Origin of the sequence: Kluyvera sp. EC_51 (assembly GCF_019584505.1) — a bacterium.
In the GTDB taxonomy this organism is placed as follows: domain Bacteria; phylum Pseudomonadota; class Gammaproteobacteria; order Enterobacterales; family Enterobacteriaceae; genus Kluyvera; species Kluyvera sichuanensis.
This window is the reverse complement of sequence record NZ_VDAG01000002.1, coordinates 211,354-221,734: the sequence shown is the minus strand read 5'-3', so window position 1 is coordinate 221,734 and position 10,381 is coordinate 211,354. Positions and strand designations below refer to the sequence as shown.

At 55.2% G+C, this 10,381-nt stretch carries 9 protein-coding genes; 3 read left to right on the top strand and 6 right to left on the bottom strand.

Going from position 1 to position 10,381, the window contains the following annotated elements; all coding sequences use genetic code 11:
- Positions 1-398 precede the first annotated feature (398 nt).
- Positions 399-1,697 carry an MFS family transporter gene (locus tag FHC49_RS01385; protein ID WP_185670071.1) on the top strand — a complete coding sequence of 433 codons (1,299 nt, stop codon included), beginning with the start codon at positions 399-401 and terminating at the stop codon, positions 1,695-1,697.
- Between the two features lie 4 nt (positions 1,698-1,701).
- On the opposite strand, the gene FHC49_RS01380 is transcribed toward FHC49_RS01385, so the two are convergent.
- From FHC49_RS01380 to trxC, 5 genes are all read right to left on the bottom strand, one after another.
- Positions 1,702-2,028 carry a YfiM family lipoprotein gene (locus tag FHC49_RS01380; protein WP_220438339.1) on the bottom strand — a complete coding sequence of 109 codons (327 nt, stop codon included), beginning with the start codon at positions 2,026-2,028 and terminating at the stop codon, positions 1,702-1,704.
- Between the two features lie 43 nt (positions 2,029-2,071).
- A complete protein-coding gene (gene pssA / locus FHC49_RS01375) occupies positions 2,072-3,427 on the bottom strand; it encodes a CDP-diacylglycerol--serine O-phosphatidyltransferase (RefSeq protein WP_185670095.1) in 1,356 nt (451 codons plus the stop codon).
- Positions 3,428-3,535: 108 nt separating this feature from the next.
- Positions 3,536-6,187 (bottom strand): protein lysine acetyltransferase, encoded by a 2,652-nt coding sequence (gene pat / locus FHC49_RS01370; RefSeq protein WP_220438338.1) that lies wholly within the window; start codon positions 6,185-6,187, stop codon positions 3,536-3,538.
- A 35-nt stretch (positions 6,188-6,222) separates the two neighbouring features.
- On the bottom strand, positions 6,223-6,921 hold the full coding sequence (locus FHC49_RS01365) for a tRNA-uridine aminocarboxypropyltransferase (protein ID WP_185670074.1): 699 nt from the start codon (positions 6,919-6,921) through the stop codon (positions 6,223-6,225).
- 69 nt (positions 6,922-6,990) lie between these two features.
- Positions 6,991-7,416, bottom strand: coding sequence for a thioredoxin TrxC (trxC, locus tag FHC49_RS01360; protein WP_123650357.1), 426 nt, complete (start codon positions 7,414-7,416; stop codon positions 6,991-6,993).
- A 204-nt stretch (positions 7,417-7,620) separates the two neighbouring features.
- On the opposite strand from trxC, the gene FHC49_RS01355 reads away from it, so the two are divergent.
- Positions 7,621-8,721 carry a tRNA/rRNA methyltransferase gene (locus FHC49_RS01355; protein WP_220438337.1) on the top strand — a complete coding sequence of 367 codons (1,101 nt, stop codon included), beginning with the start codon at positions 7,621-7,623 and terminating at the stop codon, positions 8,719-8,721.
- Positions 8,722-8,869: 148 nt separating this feature from the next.
- Here the strand turns inward: FHC49_RS01355 and ung are convergent, their stop codons facing one another.
- Positions 8,870-9,550 (bottom strand): uracil-DNA glycosylase, encoded by a 681-nt coding sequence (gene ung / locus FHC49_RS01350; protein WP_185670076.1) that lies wholly within the window; start codon positions 9,548-9,550, stop codon positions 8,870-8,872.
- Positions 9,551-9,869: 319 nt separating this feature from the next.
- Here ung and grcA point away from each other — a divergent pair, with 319 nt between their 5' ends.
- Positions 9,870-10,253 carry an autonomous glycyl radical cofactor GrcA gene (gene grcA / locus FHC49_RS01345; RefSeq protein WP_185670077.1) on the top strand — a complete coding sequence of 128 codons (384 nt, stop codon included), beginning with the start codon at positions 9,870-9,872 and terminating at the stop codon, positions 10,251-10,253.
- The last annotated feature ends 128 nt before the right edge of the window (positions 10,254-10,381 follow it).

The following is a 10,381-nucleotide window of genomic DNA, read 5'->3' as shown; positions in this document are numbered from 1 at the left end:
GAAACGCCGTAGCGCCGATGGTAGTGTGGGGTCTCCCCATGCGAGAGTAGGGAACTGCCAGGCATCAATTAGTGAAGAAGCCCATCCTGACGGATGGGCTTTTTTGCGTCTGCGGAAAGTGAAAGTGCGGTGATATTCCCGGGGTCACTGCGTTCGCCCGGGCTACAGGCGGTGATAATGAAACCTGCCGGATGCATATCCACTCCTCCCGTTTCTCCTTTCAAACGACCCTCACCACTGAAGTTACTCCTAAATCGTGATCTTGCTAATGAAAAACGTGACATCGGTCACTAATTTACATATAACAATTATATAACATTTCATTTACTAAAATATCTGCCTGCGTGACGTGTTACGCCCGGTTAAGGCAGGAGATCGCTTTTGGCAGGAGTTAACAAATGGCTGTAACCAGTGTGACCCCAGAAGGGACGCTTACCGGCAGCGATACTCGCCGTCGTATCATGGCAATTGTCGGGGCATCATCGGGGAATCTCGTTGAATGGTTTGATTTTTATGTCTACTCGTTCTGTTCTCTGTATTTTGCCCACATCTTCTTTCCATCCGGAAATACCACCACCCAACTGCTGCAAACTGCAGGCGTCTTTGCCGCCGGTTTTCTGATGCGTCCTATCGGCGGGTGGCTGTTTGGCCGCATCGCCGACCGTCGCGGACGCAAAGTTTCAATGCTTATCTCCGTCTGTATGATGTGCTTTGGCTCGCTGGTGATCGCCTGTCTGCCGGGCTACAGCGTGATTGGCACCTGGGCTCCGGCGTTGCTGCTGCTGGCGCGTCTGTTCCAGGGTCTCTCCGTCGGTGGAGAGTACGGCACAAGTGCAACCTATATGAGTGAAGTCGCGGTTGAAGGACGCAAAGGCTTCTATGCGTCATTCCAGTACGTCACCTTAATCGGTGGCCAACTGCTGGCGGTACTGGTCGTTGTTATTCTGCAAAACGTGATGGACAGCGAAAGCCTCCACGCCTGGGGATGGCGTATACCGTTCGCTATGGGCGCGGTGCTGGCGATTGTTGCGCTGTGGCTGCGCCGTCAACTGGATGAAACATCACAGAAAGAGACGCGTACGCTAAAAGAGGCGGGCTCCTTCAAAGGGTTATGGCGTAACCGTCGAGCCTTCGTGATGGTGTTGGGCTTTACCGCAGCAGGGTCGCTAAGCTTCTATACCTTCACGACCTATATGCAGAAGTATCTGGTGAATACCGCCGGCATGAGCGCAAACCTCGCCAGCGTGATTATGACGGCGGCGCTATTTGTCTACATGCTGGTACAGCCGTTCTTTGGCCTGCTGTCAGACAGAGTCGGTCGCCGTACCTCTATGCTTTGCTTCGGTGCCCTTGCAACGCTGTTTACCGTGCCCATTCTCTCAGCTTTGCAAAACGTCACTTCGCCTTACGCCGCGTTTGGTTTGGTGATGTGCGCACTGTTGATTACCAGCTTCTATACCTCTATCAGTGGCATTCTGAAAGCTGAAATGTTCCCGGCACAGGTTCGTGCTCTGGGAGTCGGGCTCTCTTATGCGGTCGCGAATGCGCTGTTTGGCGGTTCGGCTGAGTACGTTGCGCTGTCGCTGAAGTCGTCCGGGATTGAGACGGCCTTCTTCTGGTACGTCACGGTGATGGCGGCGCTGGCGTTCCTGGTATCGCTGAAGCTGCACCGCAAAGGGAAGGGGTTACGCCTGTAGTATGCTAATGCTGCGCCAGCTGCCACACAGCATAGCCGGTTGTGGCGCCGGCGACATCCCACGCAAAATCTTTCCAACTCCAGCCGCTTCCCGCCGGGCGGCTATCCCACAGCTCCTTGGATGCCCCCAGACTGACGGAAAACATAAAGCCAATGGCGGCGCTGCGGTCGCGGCTGATGCCCTGGTGCTGCGCATATTCGTTACCGGCGGCAGAAAGCATGGCGGAGGCAATAAAGTGCTGGGCTTTATCCTGCCCGCTCCAGCTATCGTTTGCCATATGGCTACAGCCGCTTAATACGAGCGCGCTACAAAGAACGAGGATGCGGGTCATTATGGCTCCTTGAAAAAAAGCCCCGTCGAAACGGGGCTGCAATTTAAAGGATACGGCTGATCAGTCGGTCGATACGAATACGTCGCAGACGGCGAATCAGCTTACGCACCTTAACGGGGTATTCAGCGATACTTTGCAGATCGCGGAAGTCATTTACCACCGTCGTGTGTTTGCGGATCAGATCCAGCTCTTTCTGGCGCATAGACGCTAGCTGTTTTTTCGGATCGTGGATCAGCACGGCGTTTTCAAGATCCAGGCGCCAGGCGCGTGGGTTAAGGTTGTTGCCGGTCAGCAGGATCCACTCGTTATCCACCCACATCCCTTTCAGGTGATAGGTATTATCCTCGTCTTTCCACAGGCGCACAGTCAGCTGATCGGTATTGATGTAATACTGCAGGCGGCTCAGGAAGCGGCGCAGGTTAATCTCATACAGATAAGGCAGCGCACCGATAATCTTAAACGGCTCGTTTTCTGGAATGTAAAAGTCGTTTGCCGTCTTATCGCCGACGATAATCTCGACCTTTTTCCCATCCCGCAGTAGGCGAATAATATTCCGCACCAGCAGTGCAGGTAGGTTGAAGTATGGCGTGCAGATGGTGAGCTTTTCCTCAGTGCACGGCATCAGGTGGAAAATCGTTTTGTTCAGTACGCTGGTTTTGCCCAGACCAACCAGCGGCGTGACGGTGAGCTCGTCATCGCTGGCGTTACCCTCAAAATGGTAACTGGTATCGCGCAGCTCCTGACGATAAAGACGAATATCGTTTTTGATTTCCGGGCTTTTCGGACGCTCGGTATTATCGAGGCGGTTAACGCCGCGACCTTCAACCAGATTCTCCGACACCCAATTAAACATGATGTCGGCCATCTGCGGGTTACGGATGCACTGATAGCGGTCATAGCGATATTTATCGTGCTGATGCAGATAGACATCGTTGATGCTCGCGCCGCTGTACAGCACGCAGTCATCAATAATGAAGCCCTTAAAGTGCAGTACGCCGAGCGCTTCACGGGTGTTGATAGGCACGCCGTAAACGGGAACCTCTACGCCCGGGTTTTCTTTCGCAGTACGGCAGTACCAGTCCGCATTGGTATTAGACGCGGCAGCACCAATACGCCCACGCTGTGCGCGATGCCAGTCAACCAGCACGCGGACTTCAAGCTCCGGGCGTTGACGTTTGGCTTCGTACAAGGCTTGCAGAATCGTCTTTCCGGCGTCGTCCTGTTCGAGGTACAACGCGACGATGCAAATTCGGCGCGTGGCGCTGGCGATTTTTGCGAGCAGAGCTTCACGGAAATCTGCTGGAGCATAGAAAAACTCAATATCATCAACAGACTGTGAAAGCTTGGGTAGTTGGGCAAGGTGTTGTTGATGTTTATTACGCTTAAATTTTGACAACATCACAGTGCGTTTCTTCTCTGGTTTAGTGAAGGGTCCTCTGTACCTGGCAGACGACGTAAGCGGTCAATGATACCATCTCTGTCTGGTAAGGGCAGCATTTCCAGCAACTTAGTCATCACTCAGCCTTAGGGATAGACCGACGATGCCATCTTCCAGCTGAATATCAACGTCAAAACCGAGCTTTCTCGCGAGCGCTATCATCCCGCGATTATTGGGCATGGTAATGCCGTTCAGGCGCAGTAAACCGTGAGCGCGAGTGTAGCCGATAAGCTTATCCAGCAACCTCCCGCCGAGCCCAAGGCCTTTTAGATCGGAACGAACCAGTACGGCAAATTCCGCGTCGATATTATCCGGATCGGAAATCGCGCGGGTCACGCCGAGGATCTCGCTATTGTCACCAGAGCCGTGAACCGCCACAAAGGCCATTTCTCGATCGTAGTCGATCTGCGTCATGTTGGCTAAATCGTCATGGGTAAATTCGTTAATCTCGCTAAAGTAGCGGTAGTAGAGATCCTCTTTTGTGACCCGGGCGATAAACTGCTGCAATAGCGGCTCATCTTCCGGCAGGATAGGGCGAAACAGACAGCGTTCACCGTTTTTCATGGTGACCCACTCTTCCAGATGCTGAGGATACGGACGAATGGCAAGCCGGCTTTCGCTCGAGCCGCTAAACGGGGCGATATCCAGCGTCACATCCAGCGCGGTAAATTCATTACCGGAGACCAACAGCGGGTGAATATCGAGACGCTGGATCTCCGGGCAGTCGACAATCAGGTTCGAAACCTGCACCAGGAGCTGACTTAAGCCCGGAATATCTAACGGGCGTAGCGCGCTGCGGCCGCGTATTTTCTTACTCTTAATGGCCTGAATAACCAGATAGCGCGCTAGCGTCATATTCAGCGGTGGCAGCGCTACGGCGGCCTGATCTTCCGCGCGCCACTCTACGCCACCTTCGCCCAGCATAATCAGCGGGCCAAAAACCGGGTCGTGCTCAACCACTACACGCAACTCCTGTGCGCCAGCACGGTTAGCCATACTCTGCACCAGCAGGCCGTGAATGCGCGCCTGCGGCCAGGTCATTTTGACGCGGTCGAGGATCGCATCGGCAGCCTGCTGTACCTCGGTGGCGGTGCGCAGGTAGAGCATGACGCCCTGAACTTCCGATTTGTGCGGAATATCCGGCGAGCGCAGTTTCAACGCCACCGGATAACCAATTTGCTCGGCAATATGCACTGCCTCGGCGCTGTCTGAGGCAATCCAGGTGGGCAGCGTATTCAGCCCGTAGGCTTCCAGAATCGGGCGAACTTCGTGGGTGTCCAGCGCGCTGATGCCGCTGTCTATTGCCTGCTGTAATAGCTCGTGCGCCTGGCTGGTATTGGCCGTCAGGCTATGTGGCAGCGCCGGTGTTTCCCGCAGCTGCTTCTGGTTACGTCGGTATTCCACCATATGCATAAAGGCGGTAATCGTCCCTTCCGGGGTACGGTAGGTTGGAATGCCCGCATCGCTGAACATACGGCGTGCTTCCCGTGAGGAATATTCCCCGCACCAGTTGGTCAACACGCTAATGTAGTTCCCGCGCGGGTGCTTCTTGATGAGGTCAATCAGCGCGGTGGCGCTTTCGCTGCCCGGTGCCGTAGCACTAGGGGAGTGGATCACCATCAGGGCATCCAGGTCCGGGCTATTGAGCAGTATATTCACCGCCGCTAAATAGTGTTCGATGCTGGCATCATCGCGCAGATCCAGAGGGTTATTGGCCTCAACGGTGTCCGGCAGCAGCTGTTGTAATTGCTGGCACGTATCGTCACTGAGGGTGGCAAGCTTCCCGTTGCGCGCCCAGTGCTCGTCCAGCGCTAGCGCGGCTGGCGCCGCACCGTTGCTGATAATCATCAGACGCTCGCCGCGTAGCGGGCGCATATGGCTGAGGGTTTCAACGGCGGAGAAAAGCTCGTGGGTATCCTGCACGCGCAGCAGACCTGCACGCTGAATGGCCGCATCCCAGGCCGGGTCCATCCCGGAGTTCACGTGAAGCAGACGCTGAGCGGCCGGGCTGCGCCCGCTTTTAATCACCAGAATCGGCTTATTACGTGAAGCACTACGGGCGGCGGAAACGAAGCGCCGTGCATCGCTGAGCTGCTCCAGATAGAGCAGAATAGCGCTGGTTTTGCTGTCTCGCGCCAGATAGTCGAGCAGGTCGTCGACATCAATATCCAGACTGTCGCCCAGCGCGATAAAGTAAGAGAACCCCATTTCCCGCTGCTGCGCCCAGTCGAGGATGGTATTAGAAACGGCGGCCGATTGAGAAATAAAGGCCAGCTTGCCTTTGCGAATGGGTACCGGGGAAAAGCTGGCGTTCAGGCCCTGCCATGGCGCCAGTAGCCCGAGGCTGTTTGGCCCCAGCAGACGCATCTGATAGCGGGCGGCGCAGGCTTTTAGCGCACTGAACTGATCGGGAGTAGAAGAGAGAATAATGCAGGTTTTGCAGCCTTTTTCCCCCAGCGCTTCCAGTAGCTCAAGGTTGCGCCGAGCGTGGGTGCAAAGCACCGCGAGATCCGGTGAAAAGGGGAGGCTGTCAATCGTCGGCCAGGCAAGAACGCCAAGCACCGCTTTCCAGGTCGGGGTAACGGGCAGAACGGGGCCAGCAAAGCCGCCGGCCAGTAGATTCTGCATCATCAAAAAACCGGCCCGCTGTGGTTTCATTGAGGCGCCAATCACCGCAATGGATTTTGGCCTCAGAAGTGCTTCCAGCCCACGTTGACTCATAGCCGTCTTCCTTACGCGACAGTAATCTGATGAGTTTAACCGTTTTCCGCTTCGGCTGTTGTGATGTTCCCCTGATGATGAGCTTTTCCTGCAAGGTAGTGCTCACGAAAGCGGGTGAAGTGTCCACTGAGCGCAGAAGCTGCCCCGGTGTCGTTGGCTAAATCCAATAGCGCAATGGCGACTTCGGCGGTGCAGTACTGACCTTCGACATGCGCTTCGCGTAGGCTGTATGCCGACACCCGTGACAGATCGACGGAGATAAGCGGCAGATTGTCCAGCCACGGGCTTTTACGGAACATTTTCCGCGCTTCTGGCCAGGTTCCGTCTAACATAATAAACAGCGGCGGTTTTCCGGCGGGTGGCGTAGTGAGCACCTGACGGTCTGGGTCTGCGTAGGACGACGGGAAAACCACCATCGGCTGGTAGTCTGGGTTTTTAACCAGCTCGAGCAGCGCCTGCGGCGGCTCGGTACGCGACCATTGAAAAGCCTCGGTTTGCGGCAAAATGTCGGCAATCAGGCGACCGGTATTGCTGGGCTTCATCGGTTCGGTATCGAACATCACCAGGCAAAAACGGCTCTTTGCCGGATGCGGGGCGATGGTGTCGCACAGACAATAGCGTTGCACCAGCAGACAACGCTGGCAGCGGCGAACCCGATTACCACGGGCAAGAAAAGGGCGAGTCGCGCGGGCAAGTCGCTCGGCGCGCAACCGAAGAACGGCGTTATCAATCATGGGAATCGTACGGCAAAAATACTATTGTCGCAGAGGCGAATACGGGGCACAAGATGTGCCCCGGTGGGATTATGCCTGCAGCGCTTCGTTCAGCCAGCTTTCAAACGGTGCTTTTGGTACCGCGCCGTTGAGCATATCGACAACTTCACCATTTTTGAAAATCATAATGGTCGGGATGCTACGGATACGGAAACGGGCGCTGAGCTCGCGTTCCGCTTCGGTGTTCACTTTCACAAAGCGGATTTTCCCACTTTGCTCCTCGGCGACATCTTCGAAGATTGGCGCAAAATTACGGCATGGGCCGCACCATGGCGCCCAGAAATCAACAACAACGGGAAGATCGTCCTTCAGCAGTTTATCCAGCGTGCTGTCCGTAGCGTTAATTACTTCGCCATCGAACAGGTCTTCACCACAGCGTCCACATTTTGCCGCTTCGTTAATACGCGCTTCTGGAATGCGATTAAGCGCCTGGCAGTGGGCACAAACGGTATTCATAACTCACCTCTGGGTCATCGTGTTGCAGAACGGCAATGTTGCCGGATGTTTCTATAATGTTACACATTATCAACAAGACTGTATTAATCAACAAGGCGTTTTATCCGATGGATATAATAGTCGTGGTCTTTTTTATGAAGTAATGGCTAAGCGCTAACACATCAGGTAATCTGCGCGCTTCGCGCAGCGCAGGTGGAGAAAAACATGAGCGACGAACTGAAAAACAAAAACGGCAAGGTCAAAGTGATGTACGTCCGCAGTGACGATGACTCGGACAAACGCACCCAAAATCCTCGTACTGGTAAAGGCGGAGGCCGTCCTGGCGCATCCCGTGCTGGTGCTTCCCGTGCCGAAGGCGGTCGTCGCCCTGCCCGTGATGAGAGAAAGGGGCCTAACAGCGAACGCGGCCGTGAACGTGGCCGTGACCGCGATGTAGAACGCGATCGCGATCGTGGTGAAGGCTCCCCATGGCGTACGGTTTCCCGTGCTCCTGGTGATGACGCTCCGGCGAAAGCCGATCACGGCGGGATCAGCGGTAAAAGCTTTATCGATCCAGAAGTCCTGCGTCGTCAGCGCGCAGAAGAGACCCGTGTTTACGGTGAAAACGCCTGTCAGGCACTGTTCCAGAGCCGCCCGGACGCTATCGTTCGCGCATGGTTCGTACAGAGTGTTACCCCACGCTTTAAAGAAGCGCTGCGCTGGATGGCGGCGAACCGTAAAGCCTATCATGTGGTTGACGAAGAAGAGCTGGCGAAAGCGTCCGGCACTGAGCACCACGGCGGCGTGTGCTTCCTGATCAAAAAGCGTAACGGGACGTCCGTACAGCAGTGGGTTGCGAAAAGCGGTGAAGAAGATTGCGTACTGGCGCTGGAAGATGCGGGTAACCCGCACAACCTCGGCGCGATGATCCGCAGCTGCGCGCACTTCGGTGTGAAAGGCGTGGTACTGCAGGACGCCGCGTTACTGGAATCCGGTGCCGCTATCCGTACCGCGGAAGGTGGTGCTGAACACGTTGAGCCAATTACCGGCGATGGCTTCATCGACGCGCTGGAGCAGTTCCGCGATGCGGGCTACACCATCGTAACGACCAGCGGCAACGGCCGTGGCATGCCACTGTTCCAATCCGAGCTGCCTAAGAAGATGGTTCTGGCGCTGGGCCAGGATCGCGATGGCGTTTCCGAAGCGGCTGCCGCTATCGCTGACATGAGCGTTTCTATCGACGGGACGCGTGCCGTTGAAGGCCTGAACGTCTCCGTGGCGACGGGTGTGCTGTTAGCCGAATGGTGGCGTCAGCATAAAGCGTAAGCAAACGCGATGTTGAAAAAAAAAACCGGAAGAGGCGACTCGACCGGTTTTTTTATATCTACACAGTTCTCCGGCGTCACTGGGTCCGGCCGGGCTACATGTGAACGGTAGCCTGGCCGAGCAACGCGACGCCGGGAAAACCTCCGAACTATTCCGGCAGCACCGGCATCCAGTCAATCGGCGCTTCACCGCGCTGCTGCAACCACTCATTCGCCTTCACAAAATGGTTGCTGCCAAAGAACCCGCGATGCGCGGAGAGCGGCGATGGGTGCGGTGCTTTCAGCACGCAGTGGCGTTGAGTATCGATAATGGCGCCTTTTTTCTGCGCGTGCGATCCCCATAATAAGAACACCACGCCTTCGCGATGTTCATTAATCAGCGCGATCACTTTATCGGTAAAGGTTTCCCAGCCGAGGCTGGCGTGCGAGTGCGCCTGTCCTGCGCGAACGGTCAGCACGGTGTTGAGCAGCAGCACGCCCTGGCGTGCCCAGCTCTCAAGATAGCCGTGGTTCGGGCGGGTAAAACCGGGGATGGTTCCTTCAAGCTCTTTGTACATATTCAATAGTGAAGGCGGCGTTGCAATACCTGGCTGCACGGAGAAGGCCAGACCGTGTGCCTGATTAGGGCCGTGATACGGGTCCTGCCCGAGGATCACCACCTTCACATCGTTTAGCTCGGTAAAGCGAAAGGCGTTAAAAACATCTTTTTGCGGCGGATAGATAGTCTGGCCGGACTGACGCTCGCTGGCGACGGTGGCAAGGGTGTTCACAAAATAAGGCTGCGCTTTTTCAGCGGCCAGCACGTCGTGCCAGGTTAAAGGGGTGGTCATCTCACTCTCCTGCGAATTGCTATCGGTATAGCTTAACTGCTTCTTTCGACATCACAAAATCGGAAGGCAGCGCTTGCTGCTGGTGGGCTAAAAAAAGTTGAATATTTACAAAGATTTTTGCGCGTGCCACAGGACGTAACTTGATGCAAAACAAGTATTTTCCCGTATGACCTTTTTTATGGTGTGGTTTTTGTTGATTTAAATCAAAGAATCAGGGGTGTTTGAGGGGTATATATACACTCAAGCAACAATGGTTTTACCAATTGGCCGCGGTCAGGCCGGTTAAAAACGAATATAAAGAGCCTTAGGGAGGCATCAAATGATTACAGGTATCCAAATCACTAAAGCTGCAAACAACGACCTGCTGAACTCATTCTGGCTGCTCGACAGCGAGAAAGGCGAAGCACGCTGCCTGTGTGCAAAAGGCGGTTACGCAGAAGATGACGTTGTTGCCGTCAGCGCGCTGGGCGACATCGAATACCGTGAAATTCCGGTTGAAGCGAAACCAGAAGTCCGCGTTGAAGGCGGCCAGCACCTGAACGTGAACGTGCTGCGTCGTGAAACCCTGATGGACGCAGTTGAGCATCCAGAAAAATACCCGCAGCTGACCATTCGTGTGTCTGGTTATGCCGTGCGCTTTAACTCTCTGACCCCAGAACAGCAGCGCGACGTTATTGCGCGTACTTTTACTGAGAGCCTGTAATTTCTCAGGGGTGGGAAAGTGGCGTGTCGGGCTAGCCCGACATCAGTAGATGAATCCCCCCGCAGGGTGCCTGCGGGGGGATTTTTTTTATTTGGCTTCTTCGCGTCCTACCAGAACGGCGGTGAGCG